Origin of the sequence: Acetobacterium sp. K1/6, from assembly GCF_034438075.1 — a bacterium.
GTDB classification, from domain to species: domain Bacteria; phylum Bacillota; class Clostridia; order Eubacteriales; family Eubacteriaceae; genus Acetobacterium; species Acetobacterium carbinolicum.
In genome coordinates this window covers 318418-339604 of the sequence record NZ_JAXQGA010000001.1, presented here as the reverse complement: position 1 = coordinate 339604, position 21187 = coordinate 318418, and the positions used below count along the sequence as shown (strand labels likewise).

Annotated in this window: 23 protein-coding genes; 20 read left to right on the top strand and 3 right to left on the bottom strand. The window is 44.7% G+C overall.

The genetic code is table 11. The features are described from left to right. Positions 1 to 45 precede the first annotated feature (45 nt). The 10 genes from U2P91_RS01575 to U2P91_RS01530 all read left to right on the top strand — a co-directional run bounded on the left by U2P91_RS01575 (position 46) and on the right by U2P91_RS01530 (position 7602). On the top strand, positions 46 to 933 hold the full coding sequence (locus tag U2P91_RS01575) for a 4Fe-4S binding protein (RefSeq protein WP_322518892.1): 888 nt from the start codon (positions 46 to 48) through the stop codon (positions 931 to 933). Between the two features lie 376 nt (positions 934 to 1309). Further along, positions 1310 to 1909, top strand: a complete 600-nt coding sequence (locus tag U2P91_RS01570; RefSeq protein ID WP_322518891.1) for a CobW family GTP-binding protein — start codon at positions 1310 to 1312, stop codon at positions 1907 to 1909. Then, the gene (locus U2P91_RS01565; RefSeq protein WP_322518890.1) at positions 1902 to 2342 is read left to right on the top strand and encodes a hypothetical protein; all 441 of its coding nucleotides are present in this window, start codon (positions 1902 to 1904) and stop codon (positions 2340 to 2342) included. Before U2P91_RS01570 ends, U2P91_RS01565 begins: the two co-directional genes overlap by 8 nt. Then, entirely contained in the window at positions 2332 to 2640 is a 309-nt protein-coding gene (locus U2P91_RS01560) for a DUF1292 domain-containing protein (RefSeq protein WP_322518889.1), read from the top strand. Before U2P91_RS01565 ends, U2P91_RS01560 begins: the two co-directional genes overlap by 11 nt. 31 nt (positions 2641 to 2671) lie before the next feature. After that, positions 2672 to 3478, top strand: a complete 807-nt coding sequence (locus U2P91_RS01555; protein ID WP_322518888.1) for a methyltetrahydrofolate cobalamin methyltransferase — start codon at positions 2672 to 2674, stop codon at positions 3476 to 3478. 65 nt (positions 3479 to 3543) lie between these two features. Beyond that, positions 3544 to 4173 carry a corrinoid protein gene (locus tag U2P91_RS01550; protein WP_322518887.1) on the top strand — a complete coding sequence of 210 codons (630 nt, stop codon included), beginning with the start codon at positions 3544 to 3546 and terminating at the stop codon, positions 4171 to 4173. Positions 4174 to 4227: 54 nt separating this feature from the next. Further along, a complete protein-coding gene (locus U2P91_RS01545) occupies positions 4228 to 5193 on the top strand; it encodes a uroporphyrinogen decarboxylase family protein (RefSeq protein ID WP_322518886.1) in 966 nt (321 codons plus the stop codon). Between the two features lie 17 nt (positions 5194 to 5210). After that, positions 5211 to 5420, top strand: a complete 210-nt coding sequence (locus U2P91_RS01540; protein ID WP_322518885.1) for a hypothetical protein — start codon at positions 5211 to 5213, stop codon at positions 5418 to 5420. Between the two features lie 207 nt (positions 5421 to 5627). Continuing rightward, positions 5628 to 6932 (top strand): PocR ligand-binding domain-containing protein, encoded by a 1305-nt coding sequence (locus U2P91_RS01535; protein WP_322518884.1) that lies wholly within the window; start codon positions 5628 to 5630, stop codon positions 6930 to 6932. A 10-nt stretch (positions 6933 to 6942) separates the two neighbouring features. Further along, positions 6943 to 7602 (top strand): cobalamin B12-binding domain-containing protein, encoded by a 660-nt coding sequence (locus U2P91_RS01530; protein ID WP_322518883.1) that lies wholly within the window; start codon positions 6943 to 6945, stop codon positions 7600 to 7602. A gap of 142 nt (positions 7603 to 7744) precedes the next feature. On the opposite strand, the gene U2P91_RS01525 is transcribed toward U2P91_RS01530, so the two are convergent. Then, positions 7745 to 8437, bottom strand: a complete 693-nt coding sequence (locus U2P91_RS01525) for a hypothetical protein (RefSeq protein ID WP_322518882.1) — start codon at positions 8435 to 8437, stop codon at positions 7745 to 7747. Between the two features lie 285 nt (positions 8438 to 8722). Here U2P91_RS01525 and U2P91_RS01520 point away from each other — a divergent pair, with 285 nt between their 5' ends. Together U2P91_RS01520 and U2P91_RS01515 are read left to right on the top strand one after the other, a co-directional pair. After that, on the top strand, positions 8723 to 8998 hold the full coding sequence (locus U2P91_RS01520) for a type II toxin-antitoxin system RelB/DinJ family antitoxin (RefSeq protein WP_322518881.1): 276 nt from the start codon (positions 8723 to 8725) through the stop codon (positions 8996 to 8998). Further along, positions 8995 to 9270: a type II toxin-antitoxin system YafQ family toxin gene (locus U2P91_RS01515; protein WP_322518880.1), complete on the top strand. Its 276-nt coding sequence runs from the start codon at positions 8995 to 8997 to the stop codon at positions 9268 to 9270. Before U2P91_RS01520 ends, U2P91_RS01515 begins: the two co-directional genes overlap by 4 nt. Positions 9271 to 9416: 146 nt before the next feature. On the opposite strand, the gene U2P91_RS01510 is transcribed toward U2P91_RS01515, so the two are convergent. Beyond that, a complete protein-coding gene (locus U2P91_RS01510) occupies positions 9417 to 10946 on the bottom strand; it encodes a PucR family transcriptional regulator (RefSeq protein ID WP_322518879.1) in 1530 nt (509 codons plus the stop codon). 133 nt (positions 10947 to 11079) lie between these two features. On the opposite strand from U2P91_RS01510, the gene U2P91_RS01505 reads away from it, so the two are divergent. The 7 genes from U2P91_RS01505 to U2P91_RS01475 all read left to right on the top strand — a co-directional run bounded on the left by U2P91_RS01505 (position 11080) and on the right by U2P91_RS01475 (position 17705). Continuing rightward, positions 11080 to 12093, top strand: a complete 1014-nt coding sequence (locus U2P91_RS01505) for a uroporphyrinogen decarboxylase family protein (RefSeq protein ID WP_322518878.1) — start codon at positions 11080 to 11082, stop codon at positions 12091 to 12093. Between the two features lie 23 nt (positions 12094 to 12116). Next, positions 12117 to 12746 (top strand): GTP-binding protein, encoded by a 630-nt coding sequence (locus U2P91_RS01500; RefSeq protein WP_322518877.1) that lies wholly within the window; start codon positions 12117 to 12119, stop codon positions 12744 to 12746. After that, complete coding sequence (locus U2P91_RS01495; protein WP_111887419.1) at positions 12730 to 13122, top strand: hypothetical protein; 393 nt, start codon at positions 12730 to 12732, stop codon at positions 13120 to 13122. The genes U2P91_RS01500 and U2P91_RS01495 overlap by 17 nt, the downstream gene beginning before the upstream one ends. A gap of 31 nt (positions 13123 to 13153) precedes the next feature. Next, entirely contained in the window at positions 13154 to 13951 is a 798-nt protein-coding gene (locus U2P91_RS01490; protein ID WP_322518876.1) for a methyltetrahydrofolate cobalamin methyltransferase, read from the top strand. Positions 13952 to 14033: 82 nt separating this feature from the next. Beyond that, positions 14034 to 14660, top strand: coding sequence for a corrinoid protein (locus U2P91_RS01485; RefSeq protein WP_322518875.1), 627 nt, complete (start codon positions 14034 to 14036; stop codon positions 14658 to 14660). A 59-nt stretch (positions 14661 to 14719) separates the two neighbouring features. Beyond that, positions 14720 to 14923 (top strand): hypothetical protein, encoded by a 204-nt coding sequence (locus tag U2P91_RS01480; RefSeq protein ID WP_322518874.1) that lies wholly within the window; start codon positions 14720 to 14722, stop codon positions 14921 to 14923. A 400-nt stretch (positions 14924 to 15323) separates the two neighbouring features. Next, the gene (locus U2P91_RS01475) at positions 15324 to 17705 is read left to right on the top strand and encodes a methyl-accepting chemotaxis protein (RefSeq protein WP_322518873.1); all 2382 of its coding nucleotides are present in this window, start codon (positions 15324 to 15326) and stop codon (positions 17703 to 17705) included. A gap of 175 nt (positions 17706 to 17880) precedes the next feature. Here the strand turns inward: U2P91_RS01475 and U2P91_RS01470 are convergent, their stop codons facing one another. Continuing rightward, positions 17881 to 19212: an aminomethyl transferase family protein gene (locus tag U2P91_RS01470; RefSeq protein ID WP_322518872.1), complete on the bottom strand. Its 1332-nt coding sequence runs from the start codon at positions 19210 to 19212 to the stop codon at positions 17881 to 17883. A 172-nt stretch (positions 19213 to 19384) separates the two neighbouring features. Here U2P91_RS01470 and U2P91_RS01465 point away from each other — a divergent pair, with 172 nt between their 5' ends. Next, entirely contained in the window at positions 19385 to 20935 is a 1551-nt protein-coding gene (locus U2P91_RS01465; protein WP_322518871.1) for a PucR family transcriptional regulator, read from the top strand. Positions 20936 to 21187 lie beyond the last annotated feature (252 nt).

The window sequence follows — 21187 nt, the reverse complement described above, 5'->3', positions numbered from 1 at the left end:
AATATTAAGAAAGTTAACGATAGGACCTATTTAAGAGAAAAATAGATGGCAACACTGACAATCAGCAACGAAGAAGAAAAAAGAGTTAAGGCTCTGGGGTTTTTAAGCAATAAGGGAACCGATGCGTTTTCGGGCCGGGTGATTACCCGAAACGGAGTAATTAGCGCTGAGCAAATGCGGTGTATGGTAGAGGCCGCCGAAAAATATGGCAATGGCACCTTGACCCTGACCACCCGGTTAACCGTCGAATGTCAGGGAATCCCCTTTGAACAGATCGATCGTTTCCGAAACCATCTGGCGACAGTGGGGCTGGAAACCGGCGGAACCGGAGCCAAAGTCCGTCCGATCACCGCCTGTAAAGGCAGTACCTGTCAATATGGGTTGATCGACACCTTTGGGTTGTCCCGGGAAATCCATGAGCGCTTTTATGTCGGTCACAAGGATCTGGCTCTGCCCCATAAATTTAAAATCGCCGTCGGTGGCTGTCCCAATAACTGCATGAAGCCGGATCTCAACGACCTCGGGATCATCGGCCAGTGGGTGCCGAAGGTCAACCCCAAAGCCTGCAAGCATTGTAAAAACTGTGGTGTCCAAAAGGCCTGCGGGGTGGTGGCGGCCCGGTTGGATAACGAGGTGATTACGATCGACCGGGACATTTGCCGAAATTGCGGCCTCTGTATTGGCAAATGTCCGTTTGAAGCGGTCAGCGGCGGGGAAATTGGCTATCAGATTGTAATTGGCGGCCGCTGGGGCAAGCAGGTGGCCATCGGTCAACCGCTACGTCGGATTTTTACCGATCCGGAAGAGGTTTTGAAGCTGGTCGAGAAAACCATATTCTTTTATCAGCAGCAGGGACTGCCGCGGGAGCGTTTTGCCCAGACTATCGCTAGGTTGGGATTTGAAACGGTGGAAGCGATGTTGTTGGGGGATTAAGTCGCGGAGTTGGTAAGTTTTTAAATAATTGATCAGCAATGCCCGGTAGTTGACTCTTAGCTCAGCAAAAAAATACATTATAAAATCTTCAAAAGAAAGCAAAAAAGATCTGGAATTTTATTCAGGTCTTTTTTGTTTGTCAGCGATGACTGAATCATCCAATTTTACCTTAAATCGATGTCGGGATTTTACTATTTGACGAAATGGCAGGATGATGTCTCGGAAAATAAGCGGGAATTTTCATAAAATGATGTGATTTCGTCCATATCTCCATCGTTTTCATTCGGATATAATGCAGATATTACAAAAACGAAGGAGCTGATACGATAACACATTATAAACGATACAAAAGAAATGGGAATAGGAGGCGAAAGCTTTGAAAATATTGATACTGGGTGGTTTTCTGGGATCCGGCAAAACATCGGTACTGCTACAGCTGGCCCAATATCTGGTGCAGCAATCCTCTGGTAATCAAAAGAGTCGGGTGGCGATCATTGAAAATGAAATCGGTCAGATCGGCATTGACGACAAGTTGTTGCGGGGCAATGGCTATACGGTCCGGGAGATTTTCTCGGGATGCGTCTGCTGTAGTCTTAACAGCGATTTGCTGTCAGGCGTGCAGGAAATAAAACGTGCGGTTGATCCGGAATGGCTGATCATCGAAGCGACCGGGGTGGCCTTTCCCGATAAGATCGCCGAATCACTGTTTACTAACCTGGGGATTGCCGCCCAGATTGTCACCCTTGTTGACGCCAGTCGCTGGCAGCGGATTCGGATGCCGCTTGCAAATCTGATTGAAGGACAGCTAAATGATGCCCACCTGATTCTGATTAATAAAACTGATCTGGTGGAGGAAACCGTATTGCGGGAGGTTGAAGCCGACCTCTGGGAACTGAATTCAGATGCGGCAATCTATCTGATCAGTGGGATTAAACCCATTGATGAACGGCTGCTTAAGGTGATCCAGAATGGCTGACTACAAGATAAAAATCAGAAATAGTGAGCAACTGAGCAAACGCAAAAGCTATCAGATTGTGACCACTTTGCATGAAGGAGCGGTGGCCATGGCCGGGGAAACTGTGTTTCAGGAGAAATCTTTTAAGGCCCTAAAAACCATCATCCAGGAAGAATTTGCCGAAATCAATCAATGGATTGCGGCGCGTGGCGGGATTGTTGGTCATCTCAAAAGCTTTCTTGCAACAACGGGACAGACCGCGATGATCTCGACAACCGGTGATCAGGTAAGTTGTCGCCTACAGCCAGCCGCAGCAGATGGCAGCAATGGGGTCCAGGTTAGTATTGCGCTAATCGTTTTTGCTATCCCTGAGAATGATTTGGAAGCGAGACTGATTGGACTTTTTGACCAACTGGAAAGGGTTCAGAAAAAAGGAGAGAGCCATGACAGATAAAAACAAGCAAGCCGAAAGCCGGACCTATAGCGATGAATTCGGCAACCATTTTGAAATGGATGTGATAAAGCATTTCAGTTTTGGTGACAAGCAGTATGCATTGGCTAGGGAGCGGCGACACCATCATCATGGCGAAAACTGTGATTGTCATGACCACCATCACCACCCGGCTGAAACCGCCAGCGAAGATCTCTATGTTTTTGAATGGTGTGATGGACCAGACGGTCCGGCCCTGCTGGCGGTCAGTGAGGCAACCCTTCAGGAATTGGAGCCCTTTCTGGCCGGGCTGGAAAATTAAAAATAATGAAGAGAAATTAGGAGAACAAAGTATGATCATCATCGGAGAAAAAATCAACGGCGCCATTCCCGCCACAGCTAAAGCCATTGCGGCGCGGGATGCCGAGTATATTAAGCATTTGGCCCGGATTCAGACGGCGGCTGGGGTGGACTATATCGATGTCTGCGCTTCAGTGGAGAATAACGTCGAGTTGGAGACCATGAAGTGGCTGATTGACATCGTCCAGGAAGTGACCGAGACGCCGATTGCGGTGGACAGCCCCAACGAACAGACCTGCATTGCGGCCATGAACTACTGCAATAAGCCGGGGCTGTTCAACTCAGTTTCGATGGAAGGGAATAAGGTCGATGTCGGCTTTGCGGCTATTGCAGATACCAACTGGGAATGTGTGGCACTACTTAACAGTGACAAGGGCATTCCTAAAACCGCCAAGGACCGGCTGGATGTGTTTGCCGATATTATGGCTAAAGCTAAAGCATACGGGATTGACCCCTCGCGACTGCATATCGACCCACTGGTGGAAATGCTCTGCACCTCGGAAGAGGGAATCGCGGTGGTGACGGAGGTGATCCGGGAGATCATAAACCAGTACCCAACTATCCACGTCACTGGGGCGATCAGTAATATTTCCTTTAATCTGCCGGCCCGCAAAACGGTTAATATGGGCTTTACTGTCATGGCGATGATGGCCGGGTTGGACAGCGGGATTCTTGATCCCACTGACCGGGACCTGATGGGGATCATCTTTGCCACCGAGGCCTTGATGGGTGACGACGAATATTGCGTCGAATATATCCGGGCTTACCGCCAGGGAATTCACGGCGCGGTAAAAAAATAACAGTTTAGGATAAACGTGTTAATCACACATTTATATAAAATCGACTATAATAGGAGGAAGAAAACATGTCAAAAATTACAGAAGTCAAAGAATTGGTGGAAGCAGGGAAGTCCAAGAAGATCGGGGCAGCGGTCCAGGAAGCGTTGGATGCTGGTGGCCAGCCAGCCGAAATTCTCCAGGCCATGGTGGATTCAATGAGCGTAGTCGGGGATAAATTCTCGGCTGGTGAAATTTTCGTACCAGAAATGCTGATTGCCGCCAAGGCGATGTCCAAAGGGGTGGATGTGTTACGACCCTTGATGGCCGGTGATAACTCCGCTTCATTGGGAACCTGTGTAATCGGAACAGTAGCTGGGGATCTTCATGATATCGGCAAAAATCTGGTCTCGATGATGATTGAAAGTGCCGGCTTTACGATGGTGGATCTGGGTGTGGATGTGCCCGCCGAGAATTTCGTCAAAGCGGCCAGAGAAAATGATAATGTTACCTTAATCGCCTGCTCGGGACTTTTGACCACCACCATGCCAGCTTTAAAAGAAGCGGTTGCCACCATTAAAGCCAGTGGCCTGAGCGGCTGCAAGGTGATTGTTGGCGGCGCACCGGTAACGCCGGAGTTTGCGGCGGAAATTGGGGCTGATGGTTATGCGGCTGATGCTGGATCGGCTGCGGTTAAGGCTAAAGAACTGGTTAAGTAAGAAATAATTGCTAAGAACAAAAAATAAAGAACAAGAATAAGGGGAGGATACAAGATGAATCAGAGAGAGAATTTTTTTGCGATGATCGAGGGGAAGAAACCAGAGTTTATCCCAAATACAATGGAGGTCTATAAAATCTGCTTCTTAGGAACAAACAATACCGACCAACCATGGAATGGTGGGATGGATCCTTTTGGTGTTAACTGGATTGCAACAAAAGAGGGAGTGCTTCCAGAACCGAATAAATTTATGTTTGATGATATTGCCGATTGGAAAGACTACGTTAAATTTCCAAATATCGATAGTCTGGGGATTGAAGCAGCCGCAAAAATAGAAATGGCAGACTTTACTCCCGGAGAACAGGTCGTCAATGTGTTTAGCGTCTGCGGTTTGTTTGAACGATTAGCCGCTTTCATGGGCTTTGAAAACGCTCTGTGTTCGCTGGTGGAAGATCCCGAATCCTGTCAGGAATTTTTTGAGGCCTTTGCCGATTATAAAATTGCGATTCACAACCGCTTCATTGAGGCCTACCAGCCGGATGTGATTACTTACTTTGATGATCTAGCCACTGCTAACGGACTTTTTATGTCGCCCAAAGTTTATCGGGAAGTGATCAAGCCAGCCCATCGGCGAATTATTGAAGCAGTGACATCACGTGGCGTGCTTTTTGCCCAGCATACTTGTGGCAAATGCGAGGAAATCGTCGCTGATTATGTCGAAATGGGAGCTAAAATCTGGCACTCAGCCCAGATTATGAATGACTTGGAAGGTATTCAGGAAAAATTTAAGGGTAGTTTGGTAATTGAAGGTGGTTGGGATACTTCTGGTCCGGCCAGTTATATTGGTGCTTCAACTGAAGCTTTGATAGAAGAAGCTAAACGCTGTGCCACGGTTTATGGTCAGAAGGGTAACTTCATTTTAATGCCATTATTAATGAACGAAAATGGCAATGCCTTAATGGTCGGTGATTCACGACTTGAACCAATGATTGAAGCCTGGCATCAGGTGGATAAATTATAAGAGAATAGGTGTTTGAAATGAAATCAGCAGTTATCACCGGAATAGTTAGTGGTATCATGGGCCTGTTAGTCAGTTTTCTAGTGAACTGGTTACTGGTTCCAATCCCCGAAACAGTGCTGGCCAATGCCCTCGGCAATGGCATCAGTGGGTTGATGAGCGGGTTTATGGGTGGGTTTATCGGACTGATCATGTATCTGAAAAAAGCACCGGATAAAAAAACTAGCTAAATAATTGTAGAATAACAGCAAAATAATTGAAGAATTAATAAACAACAACTCGGATCAAATTATAACAAAAAATTTTAACAACACAGCGGCCTGAAAAATGCTGTGTTGTTTTCTGCTATGTAAAAAGGTGACTATAATTTAATATTGTTTTTAGAAAAATCATGCTATACTGATAAAAATCACAGATTAAACTACACAGGTGAAGCAATGGATCAATCCGAAACCCTCCAACCAACTCAAAAACGCCTCAGCGATCTGGTCGACATCAAAACCCTCCAGGAAATTCTTGACGCCTTTACCACCACTACCGGCCTGATGGCCAATATTGTCGATGGCGAAGGGATTTCGATCTTCCCGCGCAAGGGCATTAAAAAATGCTGTAAATTCTGCCGCATTATCTACAGTCTGGAAGGCGGCAAGAACCGCTGTCAAGCGGCTTATAAACGGGCCGGCAAGCAAGCGGCACTGTTTGGCGAGCCCTATATTTTCCGCTGTCCCTCGGGCCTGATTGAGTGGGCGGCGCCGATTGTCTTAAATGGCGAGCATGTCGGCACGATTATCTGCGGCCAGGTATTGATGTGGGAGCCGGAGGAGTTTTTCTGGATTGAACTCAGGAAGATGAACCAGGCAATCACCGATGATTTTGAGGAATTGTTTGAAGCGGTGGGGGAGCTGGCCATTGTTACCGGTAATCAGGTCCAGGCCTCGGCCTACCTGTTGTATGTAGTGGCCAACTATATTATGAAAGCCGGTTGGGAAAATTTTGAACAGTCCCGGGAGTTTGCCCGTCAGCGGACGCTCTATCATGCGGAAATTGAAAACCACAAAAGCCGGGAAGAACAAGCGGACAAAAGCGAAAGCCGGTCGCTGATTGATGAGGATGAAATCATCGTCCAGCTGCAGCAAAACCGTAAAAAAGCGAAAGCCTATCTGGAGGGGCTGATCTCCGGGCTACGCTATGAAGCCCATCAGAATCTGGCGCCGATGCGAGCCAAAATGACCGAGCTGCTGGTGGTGCTGTCCCGGGTAGTCAATCGGATCGGGCCGGCGATGGCGCCGTTTCTGCAAATCAACGATCACGCCATCGGCCTAATCTATCAGACCACTTCGCAAGAAAACATCTCGGTCATCACGTCCAAAGCCGTGGATGCCTATCTGGAACAGCTTGAGGCGGCGGCAGTCAAACCGGAAAACCCCAATATTGCCCTGATGACCAACTATATCGAAAATCACTACCCGGACAGCCTGACGGTGGAGGCCATCGCTGATGCCGCCTGCCTCAGCCCCGGTTATGCCGGCCGGATTTTCAAAGAGCAGCTGGGGTTGCCGATCATGGATTATGTGTTAAAGGTTCGGATTGAAAAATCCAAGAAACTGCTGCTTAATCCCCATTATCAGATTCAAGCCATTGCCGAAAAGGTGGGTTATGGGGATGCCGGCTATTTCACCAAGGTGTTCCGTAAATTTGAAGGGATCACGCCGACCCAGTTTCGAAAAGTTCACAAACGATAAGGTGCCGAATATGGAAAAAGTATTAATCGAATTACAGCAGGCCATCGAAAACGGGGAAACCCAGATCGCCATGAATAAAACCAAGGAAGCCCTGAATCATGGTATCCGCACTGATAAGATTATCCAGACTGCGATCAACCCGGCTTTTAAGGATCTGGGTCAGAAAATGTTTGACGGCGAGATCTATGTCACCGATGTGTTGATGGCCTCCCGGGCCGCCCACGCAGCGATGTATGTAATGGAACCGATGCTGTCCCGTTCAACCGGCACCTCCAAAGGAATTGTGGCGATTGGCACGGTGGCCGGGGATCTCCACGATATCGGCAAAAACCTGGTCATCATGATGCTTCAGGGCAGCGGTTACACGGTCATTGATCTGGGTATTGATGTGCCGACGGAAACCTTTATTGCAGCCGTCCGGATGCATAAACCCGATGTGCTGGCGTTGTCTTCGTTGCTGACCACCACCCTGCCGGAGCTGGACAATATGATCGATACCCTGGTGGAACAGGGAATGCGCGCCCAGGTCAAGGTGATCATCGGCGGCGCCCCGGTGACGGCTGAATATGCCAGCCGGATCAAAGCCGATGCCTACGCCAACGACCTGTTTGAAGCGACGGAAGCAGTGGCGGATCTGGTTAAGAATCGGATTGGAAAGTATGCCGTCTGAATGGCGCTTTTTGAGTAAGGACAGGCACAACAGTCAGTTATCACAACAAAAGAGGTGGTCACTAATCAATTTATGGTTAGTGACCACCCTTTTTAATTGCCTTTTTTTCAGTTTGCAGTCAGGGGTGTTAGTTGAGGGCGGATTAAAGCGGGGGACCAGAAGCGGCTGCGGCTTTTTTAAAAACGCCGATCAACAAGGCGATAAAAACCATCCAGGGGATCAGCGATAACAGCGAAAAAATCATCCCAACCAGACCAGCCGATGAGGGGACGACCATCAACACGCCGGAAGCCAGACCCCAGCAACCGATGGATTTTTTAAAACCGGGGCTGCGAAGGAAGGTATAAGCAAATAGCAGCAGGCCGATGGCGTTGAGAACATAGTAAGTATTGAAAGACGTGCCGGTATAACCGGCCATCACCGCTTCGCCGGCGGCCAGATAAAGGGACTGGTCCGGGGGCAGAGCCTGGGCATAGAGATTGCTCAGGGTCAGCATTTCAAAGGCCGGGTTGGAAGGATAGTAACAGGCAATCCCGATCAGGCCGAGGACGAGGGCCAGCAGTACCGGCACCGGTTTTTCCCGGAACAACAGCGCCGCAATGGCCAGATAGATAATCACCAGAATGGCATTGTTGAAGAGGTAAATAAAATCCAGGCTCAACAGCCCTAAAAAGGGATGCCGCTGAAAAAGATCAAAAAATCCGGTCACCGTGTCCGGCGGCGGCGCAATCACAAAGACCACAATTTGCAGCGGGATCAGCAACAGCATCACCAGGGCTAAAATCCGGGCTAGGGCAAACAGCGGTCGAAAGTTTAGGTAAAAATCAGGATTCATCAGCAAACACCTCGCTTATCAGATTAATCTGCTTTCATTTTAACAGGTTCTGGGGATGATCGCACCAAAAAAATAACTCAGGTGAGCAAGCGGTGAGATGTTGTTGGGGGATTAAGACGCATAAATTAAAAATGGGGCCGAATTGTTAGATGGTACAGAGGTTTTTAAGCAACTTAGAAGAAAACTCTGAATTTAGATTTAATTTCGCAGAAACTTGTGCGCTGTATTGACAATGCACAAGAAAAGACGTATAATTAATTATCAAATACGAAAGGGGTGTTCAAAATGGCAACCACAAATGTCACGATTCGAATGGATGAGGAGTTAAAAAAGCAAGCTGAGGAATTATTTTCAGACTTGGGTTTATCGATGACAGCGGCGTTAATTGCCTTTACAAAGCAGTCCGTCCGGGAACAGCGAATACCGTTTGTGCTCTCCCGTAATGTGCCAAATGCTGAAACAATCGCCGCCATCGAGGAAGTCGAAAAAATGAAATTGGCGCCCCAAGACTATCAGGGTTTTGACGATGTCGATGAGATGATGGATGAGCTGTTAAAATGAACTATACGGTTAAACCCACATCAAAGTTTCAAAAAGATTTGAAAAAGATTCAAAGGCGCGGTTACAATCTTGCCTTGCTGACGGAAGTAATTAAAATGATCGCAAGTCGTGAAGAATTACCGGCAAAGTATCGGGATCATCCTCTGATTGGCAATTACGGAAGCTGCAGAGAATGTCATATCACTCCAGATTGGTTACTGATTTACGAACTTACCGAAAATGACCTGATTTTATACTTAACACGAACGGGAACCCATAGCGATTTATTCTAACAATTATGGCGTCCGCCCCTAAAACAAGAACATGAAATAATTAAACGCGAATGAACTCAAGATGGTCTAAAGATTCATTTTAATAGTCAGTTATCACAACAAAAGGGTGGTCACTAATCAATTTATGGTTAGTGACCACCCTTTTTTCAGTTTGTAGCCAGCTGGATCAGTTCAAATGAAAGATCCAGGTGCAGCAGTTCATCTTTGTTTTTCAAGTCAGTATGACCGATTTCTTTGATCCGTTCCAACCGATACACAATCGTAGCGCGGTGAATAAACAAGTCTTTGGCAGTCTGAACCGCATTGTGATTGTTATTGAGAAACACGCGTAAGGTGTGGACATAGTCGCTATGATTCTTTAGATCATAATCCTGAAGCCGCATTAAAATCGGCGAAATCAGCAATTGGCCCGGCAATTCGGCGGTAATCTGGTTGAGCATATAGGGCAGTACTGCGTCACAGAATTTATGGTTCGCTTTCGTGGGATCGTTGCGGGTGCCGAGTTCCAGGGCGATTTCGGCCTCCCGAAAGTATTCTTTCAGATGAGTAAGTCCGACAGAATAATTGCTGTAGCCCACCTTGAAATTGCCGTCTTTGACCATCCGATTAAATTTCTTGAAATAATCGTCCCGGGACCCGTCAAGGTGATCCAGGTTAATGATGACCAGGATACTCTGGTTATGTGAAAAGGCAAAGGTCTGCCTAAAATCCTGCATGATCACATTACAAAAATAGGTAGTGGTAGTATGGTAAATATCCTGGCTGCTGGGCTTGATATGGACCACGCAATAAAGATTGGTCTGTGACCAACCCATTTGCTGCAACGCTTTTTGAAAAGCAGTCTGGTTATAAGCATTTCCCAACATAATATTTTGAAGCAGGGTCTCCAATTGACTGTTCTTACTGCGTTGAAAGGTGGCAAGATAGTCTGGATCCTGAACCAGCTGCTGCGATAAATATTCTAAAATTTGACTGTCGCTGTCGTTGAAGGGCTGGACGGTTTCGGGCACGATGATCCGAAAAAGAAAGGTGTCATTGAGAAAAATGTTTTGACAAAGGGTCCGAAAAGGCAAAACCTCGGAAGGATAGATAAAAACATTTTTTTCGTTCTTGATTTTATTGTAGATGGCATCGTTTTTAAACAAGTTGACCTGCTCGATGGGGATCCGCCCCGATTCGTCAAGATGTAAGTTCGGGGAGTCATATAAGGCATGCATCTTTGAATGGGCAACCATATAAAAGTCGCCGTTCATAACAAACATCCCATTTCCAAAAATTAGTTCAGAAATATCCGCCAGATGTTGCAGTGATTTTTTTTCGCGCAGACAACGCTGCAGCTTTAAATCCCAGTTTCCATAAATTTCGTAAATTTCATGAATGGCATTGCTTAGTTCAAAAATATCAGTAGCATCGGTAATTACCAGCAGATCCAGCGCATCATTATAACAGTTGGGAGGGGGATCACCAATGCAGATTAAGGCCGAAGCCGGCATAAAGGTCAGGTTCGATGGCAGTTTTTCGGCCATGGTTATATATAATATGTGGGAATCCAAACAGTCTCCACCGGCATAAAAAACCGGATGGGGTAAATGCAATAAAGATCCAGATACACCAATGTTGTCATCTTTTACAAGAGTGACCAATTTTTCTTTTAGCAGGGCTAATGACAGGTTCATGGTTTATCACCTCCTTATACAAAGTGTATAGATTAAAACCGAAAAAGTCAATCAGCTTGTATAATTTACAGTTTCGTAAATTTATCGTAAGATTTAAATATCAATTAGAAAAAATTTAAGGAGGACTATTGATATGGCACTTACACCGAAAGAAAATTATTTAAACGCTATCAATCACCAAGAAACCGAATGGACACCGGTACACCTTGCCGACTGTGGCGTGCTGGGATTTGGTGCCCTGCCAGGACCCTGGATTGAAAAAGGACCGCTGGGCGGCGGTTACGATGGCTTTGGCATTCGTTGGATCACCCCAGCTTCTGGTGGCGGCGCCCCGATTCCGGCTCCCAATGAACATATTATGGACTCGGAGACCATCGTGGACTGGAAAAGCATTGTCAAATTTCCCGATCTGGAAGCCGTTGACTGGCAGGAAATGGTGGATGCGGAATTAAGCATGATGCCCGTTGACAGAAATGCGCAAGCCATTGAATTTGGCTGTGGCAATGGCGTGTTTGAGCGACTGGCGGCCTTGATGGGTTTTGAGGAAGCCTTGATGGCACTGGCCGAAGAACCGGAAGCCTGCAATGAATTAATGACCGCCATTACTGATTACAAAATTGAGTTTGCCAAAAAAGTAAAACAGTATTACAACCCGGATCTGTTTACCAATTACGATGATATTGCCACTGAACGCGGTCTGTTTATGTCGCCGACGGTCTATCGCGAACTGATTAAACCCCATCACAAACGGCTTAACGACGCCGTCAGAGAATTGGGGATGATACCAGTGCAGCATACCTGCGGTTACTGTGAACCCCTGATTGAAGATATCATCGAAACCGGAGCGGCGGTCTGGACGTCCGTTCAGCCGACCAATGATATTGTCGGGATGCAGAAAAAATACGGCGATAAAATTGTGTTAATGGGCGGTTTTGATACCAACGGTGCCCCCGGCGCTCCCGATGCGACCCTGGAAACACGAATTGCCGAAATTCACCGCTGCTTTGATGAATATGGCCAAAAACCAGGATTTATCTTCTTCGGACATGTGCTGGTTAATAGTTTAGATCCCGCCGAAATCGGGGCACAAATGATGCCGATTATTCAGGAGGCGGCCCGTTACAGTCATCAGCTGGCAGCACAATAATAGTATCAGAACAGGAACCGATTGTGAAAATATTAATTCTCGGGGGCTTTTTAGGCTCCGGTAAAACCAGCGTATTGCTGCAACTGGCAGAATATCTCGTCAGTCTTGAAAAAGAGTATCATTCTGAAGTAAAAGTTGCGATTGTGGAAAATGAAATTGGTGCCATCGGAATTGATGATAAAGTTCTAAAGAAGGCCGGATTTATTGTTAACAATCTCTTTAGTGGATGTGCCTGCTGCTCTCTCACCGGAGAACTGGTTGCCAGTATTAAAAAAATCCAGACCGAACTTGATCCCCAATGGCTGATCATTGAAGCCACTGGGGTTGCTTATCCAGGCAGTATCAGAAAAGTAATTTTAGATGAGGTGGGTCTTGACGCTACAATCCTGATCATCGCTGATGCCAAACGCTGGCAACGATTGGTTAACGCCATGGAATTGTTGGTTTCCGGACAGCTGGAGGACACTTCGATCGTATTACTGAATAAAGTGGATCTGATCAGCAGTGCCGAACTTAAACAAGTTGAGCACAGCATATTAAACTATAATCAAACCGCTGAAGTCATTCCAATATCCGCAAAAGCGGTAATTCCAGAAGACATATTAAAAAAAATAGTCAATCAAGCGGAGGATTTATATGATAACAAAGCATGACCACGCTGAATCCTGTAACCATCACCATCACGCTGGTCACCATCATCATGGGATTGAATCTCACATGCATGATGATGCATTGGTATGCTCCGGCAATCGGGATATTATTGGAGATTTGGAAACCATAAAACAAAATTTGGTAGGCGAAATTGAAATCCTGACCAGGTGGATAGAGGAAATGAGCGGGATTATCGGTCATGTCAAGGCTTTGGTTGAATGCGATGCCCCGGTAACCATGATCTCAACCACTGGGGTCGATATAACAGTCAAAGAAATGGTAGGATCAACCGTTCAGATAAGTATTGTTGCCATTGTATTCAATACGAATGCACAAAGCCTGGAATGCCGTATTGCCGGGCTATTTGACGCTTTATAAAAACAAACAGATTGTAAGTAGGAGTTAGAAAATGATTATTATTGGAGAAAAAATTAACGGAGCGATTCCCTCAACCGGGAAGGCCATTGCGGCAAAGGATGCCGAATTTATCCGGAACCTGGCCATTAAGCAGGCCGAAGCCGGAGCGAATTTCATTGACGTCTGTGCCTCCGTGGATGATGACATCGAACTGGAAACGATGAAATGGTTGATCGACATTGTTCAGGATGCCACCGACGTACCGATTGCAGTGGACAGCCCCAATGTCTATACCTGCATTGAATCGATGAAATATTGCAACAAACCGGGACTGTTTAATTCAATGTCACTGGAAGGGGATAAGGCGGATGTGGCCTTTAAAGCCATCGCCGATTCCAGATGGGAATGCGTGGCGCTTTTAAACAGTGACAAAGGGATCCCAAAAACCGCCAAAGATCGTCTGGATGTGTTCACCGAACTAATGGAAAAATGCCAAGAATATCAGATCGACCCATCAAGAATGCACATTGATCCGCTGATTGAAATGCTTTGTACATCAGAAGATGGTATCAATATGGTGGTAAAAGTTATCAAAGGCATTAAGACCCTGTTTCCGACTATTCATGTGACTGGGGCGGTCAGTAATATTTCCTTCAATCTGCCGGCCCGACGGATTGCCAATCAAGCTTTTGCCGTACTAGCGATGAGCGCCGGTATGGATAGCTTCATCCTTGATCCTTTAAATAAGGACATGATGGGGATGCTGTTTGCTACCGAAGCGATGATGGGTGAAGACGAATATTGTATGGAATACATCAGCGCCTTCCGGGAAGGAATTTTTGTAAAATAGTAACATTTTAACTCGGATCATGCACATGTTCCGGGCAGATTAATAAAAACAAGAGCTTAAATTTAAATCAAAGGAGAAAAATATGTCAAAAATAGCAGAAGTAAAAGTTTTGGTCGAAACGGGTAAATCAAAGAAGGTGGCCGCAGCCGTACAGGAAGCCCTGGATGCCGGTGACAAAGCCCAGGATATTCTGGATGCGATGATCGCTTCCATGGGTGTGGTCGGCGATAAATTCTCATCCGGCGAAATCTTTGTACCGGAAATGCTGATTGCTGCCAAAGCGATGTCCAAAGGCGTCGAAGTGTTAAAACCAGTGATGGCTGGTGAGGTATCTAACTCTTTAGGAACCTGTATCATCGGAACGGTAGCCGGGGATCTCCACGATATCGGCAAAAATCTGGTCACAATGATGATCGAAAGTGCTGGATTTGACATGGTGGATCTGGGTGTCGATGTGCCAGCCGTCCGATTTGTGGAAGCAGTAAAAGAAAATGATAACGTCGTCCTGGTTGCCTGTTCAGGTCTGTTGACCACTACCATGCCAGCCTTAAAAGAAGCGGTTCAAACCGTTAAAGCAGCTTTACCGGATATGAAAGTCATTGTCGGCGGTGCCCCGGTTACTCAGGCTTATGCCGACGAAATTGGCGCCGATGGTTATGCCCCGGATGCTGGCAGTGCCGCTGTTAAAGCAAAAGAACTGGTTGCCTAAAAAAATGGAAATAAGCTTAAAAAAAGCGACAAAGAAATGATGAAAGGTGGTAATTTAGGATGAGGGATGCTGTAATAACCGGTATTACCGGAGGACTGATGGGTTGTCTGATCAGTTTTTTGATCAATTATTTCCTGATGCCAATCCCGGAAACGGTTCTGGCTAATGCGATTGGAAACGGAATAAGTGGACTGTTCAGCGGATTTTTGGCTGGCTATATTGGACTTTATATGTATATGAAAAAAAATAAAGAGAAAGCGTAGTATCATCAGAAAACTGGATTCAAATCGCGGCCGATATTGTACCAAAGAAATCGGCTGTGATAAAGACGTTGAGGCGAAGAATTATTTTAAAAATTTTGAAAAAATGAGAAAACTAAAACAACGATTGGCGTATGTTATAAACAATTCGGAAAAAAGGCATGGGTTTTAGCTCAATTGACTAAAGATAACAAGATCTGGTTTTTCAACCAGGTCTTTTCTTGGTTACTATTATTCTTGAAAAGGTTTGTTTTTAAAAATTGATGTTTAAAACTCTATAAAAGCTGGCAGCGAACCATTAGAGATAGGATGAATGTCGTAATATTGGGGGAAGGAATTTAGACCTGGTAAAATGAGGCAGACTGGTCTGTTCAACAGATCAAGTTAATGAAAGGAAATGAAAATGGATGAAGTAAGGTCAAAATACGGTAGTAATCACCAAAAAAACTATAAAACTGGTATGGCTGGAAAAATAGCACTGCTGGTGATTGTCTTCGTGGTTATTGGTATTGTGATTACTGGGATGGCCGCTTATTTAGGGGTTAGCAAGGTGTTAACGACGGCACTCGCAGAAGAAAAATTGGCACAAGCGTTGCATTCCCTGGGACTGACAGTCGGGTTGGTTGCGTTGGCAACCGTTGTAATAAGTGTTCCGGTGGCAATTATTTGGGGTAGAATATTGATGAAACCCGTCATCCGGTTAAACGAGGCATTCGCTCATATGGCTGATGGAGAAATTGAATTTGATGACCAGTTATTCAGTGATTTAAAAATGAGACCAAAAGATGAAATCGGTCAGATGATGACATCTTTCACGACGATGAAGGAAAGTCGACGACAGTTAGTTGAAGCGGCTGAAGCCTTGGCCAAAGGAGATCTGACTGTTGAAATCAAACCGAGTTCTCAACAGGATCGGATGGCCGATGCACTTATTGATATGGTAGATCAACTTAATCTACTTTACAAGGAAATAGAAAAGGCTGGATATGAAGTCGCTTATTTTGGGCATTTTGATTACAAGGGTGATCCGGAGGTTTTAGCTGGTTCCTACCAGGATTTTGTTTCAGGGATCAATCAGGTTATGGAAGGTCTTATTCAACCGCTTCGAAATGCCAGTCGATGCATCAATCAGATTGGTGCCGGCGTAATTCCTGAAAAAATCACTGAAACTTACAATGGCGATTTCAATATTCTAAAAGACAGCATTAATGCTTGTATTGATGGACTGGGTGCTCTAACTGCAGGCAATGAGGTGCTTGATCACATTGATCGAAATGATTTCTCCAGAAAAATTGCAGGAAATTATAGTGGACTTTATGGATCGATTGCTGGATCAATCAATCGGGCGGTGGATCAGTTTAATCGAATTATTATGATAGTTGATAATATCGCACAGGGTGAATTTACTTATCTTGACGAATTGAAGGAGATGGGAAAACTCAGTGATGCTGATACCTTGACGCCGAGTCTGATCGAGATGATCGAGACGATTCAGCGCCTGGTTGAAGAAACAAGAAAAATGACACAAAGTGCGGTTGCCGGAAATTTAAGCAATCGCGGTGATCCGGATCGTTTTAAAGGTGGTTATGCCAAAGTCATCAACGGCTTTAATCAGACTCTGGACGCTGTTATCGCTCCGATCAATGAAGCGTCTGAAGTTATGACAGCACTGTCAAAAGGAAATCTGCAGGTAGAGATGACAGGGGATTACGCTGGGGATCATGCAGAAATTAAAACAGCCTTAAATAAGACTACGTATTTTTTGAAACAGGTTGTTGGTGAAATCACGATGGTTTTAATAAACATGCAAAAGGGTGAGCTGAATCAGGAAATTACAGCCTACTATCATGGTGATTTTTTCGAAATAAAAAAAGCCATAAATGATATCACGACTCAGCTCAGCAGTACGCTTTCAGAAATTAATGCGGCAGCAGAACAAGTCGAAAATGGTGCCCGGCAAATTTCCAGTGGTGGTCAGGGGTTGTCTCAAGGGTCAACCGAGCAGGCCAGTGCCATTGAGGAATTGACAGCATCCATTGAAGAAGTGGCAGAAAAGACGAAAAAGAATGCCATCAGTGCCAATCAGGCTAGTGAACTTACCCTGTCCGTTCAAGAAAATGCCCAGTTGGGCAATGGTCAGATGAAGAAAATGATGGCAGCCATGGATGAAATAAATAACTCATCCAAGAATATTTCGAGAATCATTAAAGTTATTGATGACATTGCGTTTCAGACCAATATCCTTGCGCTCAATGCAGCGGTCGAAGCTGCCAGAGCTGGACAGCATGGCAAAGGTTTTGCTGTGGTGGCAGAAGAAGTACGAACTCTGGCAGCCCGGAGTGCCGAAGCCGCTAAGGAAACCACCGGTCTAATTGAAGGTTCAATAAATAAGGTAGTGATGGGTAACACCATTGCGGATGAGACAGCAATTAGCTTACAGACGATTCTCGAAAAAATTGAGGAAGTCACCGGAATTGTTAGTAAAATTGCCGAGGGTTCCAATGAACAGGCATCAGCGATCGCCGAAATCACTCTGGGAATTGAACAGGTCTCCGTGGTGGTACAAACCAATTCTGCTACTGCCGAACAAAGTGCCGCCGCTAGTGAAGAACTATCCGGGCAAGCAGAAATGCTTAAGCAGATGATTGGGGTATTTAAGCTGAAGGATCTGCAAAAGATTGGCAAAGAATCAGGAAAGATTGAAGTTTCAGCGCACTACAATTTAGAACAGCGACAGAGTGTACCAGAGATTATTCTGGATGAGGCTGGAACAGACAAATACTGAATAATTTAGATTTTCAGCTGATAATAATTCTAAAATAGTGTCAATAATCTCCTGAAATTCTACCAAACGTTGTGAATCTTCTGAATGACCAGATCAGGAAAGATGTGGTGTGAATAAAAAGAGCACCCCTGTTCCTCATAATAAGAACAGGGGTGGTTTTATGGGCTAAGCATTATTATTTTCTTCGGGGAATTTTTTTGACATCAAATGTTTCATTTCGGAATTCGGCATTAAAATAAGGGAAACGAGCGACTTTAGCCCGGATCTTTTTTTGCGGCGTACCGGGGGATCCCCAAAGAACAACCACAACGGTTCCTTCTTTGGCATATTTCTGATCGATGGAGGCCAGTGAAATCATCCGCTGTTCATAGAATGAGTAGGTTTTTCCGGTGGCGACACCGATTTTTTGATCGTCCACTAAAACATAATCGCCGCGAATGGCTGCACCTTGAGAAGCATCAGAAAGGCCGGAAATATGCTCGATCTGTTCATAGGGTTCAACGTCAGTTCCTCTAAACTGGGAGGCAAAGACATCGGCCACATCATCCGCATTCCATTCTAATGTTACCATGGTACGTGATGGTTTTTGTGCAATTTCCATCAATGCTTCTTTTCCGATAAAATCGTCCTTGTCAAAACTGATCAGTTTTTCCCAGCCTAAATCATAGGGGGTAGAGTAGAAGTTTTCGTTGTTGTCGGAGGCACTGCCCGCAAAGGGAGCATTTAAGCCACCAATTTTTTCGGCAAATTCTGCCAGGCCGACACCACTTGACTGAAATGGATACCAAAAATGCTGGAATTGATTGGGATAACCGGCTGGGGTGTGTTGAATTTGCACATAGTTGCGGGCACCCTGAAGTTTACCGCCATACTTAAACAGCACTTCGCGAAGCTTTTTGTATGCCATTTCGGCATTTTTAGCAGCACCATGTACTTCGTATGCTAAAGCGCCGGTCATGCCAAGACGATAGACAATCATGTCAGTACCACAAATTTTTACTTTCTTATTTTGTCCAAATTTCAGATCGTGTAAATCGGTTTCAGTTGCTTCTTCGAGAATTTCCAGCGATTTTGGTCCGTCAAGTTGGTAAAAATATTCATCATTTAAGTATTCGCCTTTTACATCAAGACCACTCGTCATCAGAAAATATTGGATTGCCGGAGCTAACCAATAGGTACGATAGTCGCCATTTTCTTTTTTAAGAATGACACCGCTGGCTAAAAGTTGTCCCTTATCATTGCAGATCAGACCATGTCGTGAGCCGCCTGGTTTCATCAGATTGAAATCACGGTTGACACAGACTTTATTGAGAAATTTCTCAGCATCTTTACCCGAAATATCATAAATGGGGCTGCTGTTCAGAAACACACCTAAAGAAGCCGTGGTGCGGGTAGCCATAAATTCGTCCCTGGGGCCAGTAAATTCATAAGGTAGAATGTTTCCGCCAAAGTCTTTGCAGAAGGTGAAAGCACCTTCCATAATTGCACTATCAAGATTAAACTTCATTTTTATACCTCCGCTATTACAAGATTTTTTTATAATTATTTTCGAAAATGCGCATTTCGATTATTAGGTTTATCATAACAAATTGTTTTTTACAAAGCACTGTGCAATAATGTAGATAATTATTTTTTCCGTTGTGCACTTTATCAAATTCAAAGTTTGAGGTGAAAGTCAGATGAAATTGAATCTTCACATCATTGGGGATGCATTAGCCATCGAAAAATCAAAAATAATTTCCGACAGCAACATTGAGATGGAACTGGTAAATGTCCGGTTGCTACCGGATGATCCCAGGCAGTGTGGTGATCAATATCTTTATCTGATCGATCATCAGCTGTCGGAAGCTTATTTACAAATTGAGAAGCTGTCTTTAATTATTTTAAATGACAACGGTGCAAATTTGAAAATCAACCATTCCTGGAACGTTATTTTGATGGCAAAAAATGAGCAGCTCTGGGATGTTTTTGAAAAAGTGCAGGGCATTTTCGATGATTTCAATCGGTGGCATGAAGCATTGACCGATGAAATTCTGAATCGACAGCCCATTCAGCAATTGCTGGATCTTTCGGCTCAGGTATTAAATAATCCGATAGCTTTATTAGATATATCCTTTATTATGATTGCCAAATCAGGAAATTTTCCGGATCGGTTTAACGATCCGATTTGGGAATCGGTACTGTACAAAGGCTATGGTGCGGTGGAAAACATTCCGCAACAATACCGTAATTTATCTGATTTAACCATTAAAGAGCGAAAACCCGTTTTGGTTCCCCCTTTAAGCGATGACCATCAAAAACGTATTATTTGTGCGACCCTCGTTCAGAATCAGGTTCCTTTTGCTAATCTGGCCATGACAAATCTGGTCAGCGAATTTACGGTTGGACAGCATTCACTGGTATACCATATTCAACAGCTTTTGGAGATTTCACTGCAGCTGCCCAAACCTGATCAGAATGTCAACAATGACATTTGTTATCTCATTTCACAGTTAATACAGAAAAAGTATGTCGATCCTGATCTCGTCAAACATTTTTTTGCCGCACGGAAGTGGGATGAAGATGATGCCTTTTTTTGTGTAGTGTTTGACCTGATCAGTGATTTAACGTTGACGGAGTACAATCATCTGGTTTATCTCAAACATCTACGCGAAGCCCTGCCCCATGCCTATACCTTGTTTGTGGACAATCGCATTGTTTCGATCTGTCTCTGTAAATATGGGATGGCGTTTCCGGCAACAATTGCTCAGATGATTTCGCCGAAACTCACAAAACTGGCGCTTTGTGCTAGCGTCAGTTTAAAACAACCCAGTTATGAATTTTTGGCGGCAGCCATGCATCAGGCCGAAATGGCTTTGCAGCTCGGTCGCAAAAAGACGATGGATCAGCAGATTTATACGTTTAAAGAAGTTTACGCCGAGTACATCATCCAGGTTTTAAGCAAAGACCAGGATACCTATTCATTGTGTCATCCGATCGTCCAGAAAATCGTAAAAAATCATGATCAATGGTCTCTGGAACTCATCCACACTTTATGGATTTATCTCCAAAATGGAAAGCGGATTTCGCAGACCGCCGATAAACTGTTTATTCACCGTAATACTTTGGTTAATCGACTGCAATCAATTGAAAAGATTCTGGAGATCGATTTTGAAACCATAGATGCTGAGGATCTGGATATGCTGTTGATCTCCTGTTTTATTGTAAAAACCAAGCATCGTTTGCTGTAAAACCTAAATTTCTTTGCGTATTCGCTTGATCAGAAAAAAGAAAGTGTCAGCAAAAATTATTCCCAATCATCAAAATTTATTGACGTGATTTGCTGAATTTTCTGTATCCATATAAAAAAGAAGATCACAATCAGCAAGATTTTGAAGTCTATCTTTCTTAACCACAAAAAAAAGGGCTTTTGCAAAATTGCGAATATGCACTGGTGCAAAAGCCCCTTTCGGTTATCAGACATGGTTTTCAAGCTTAGAGTA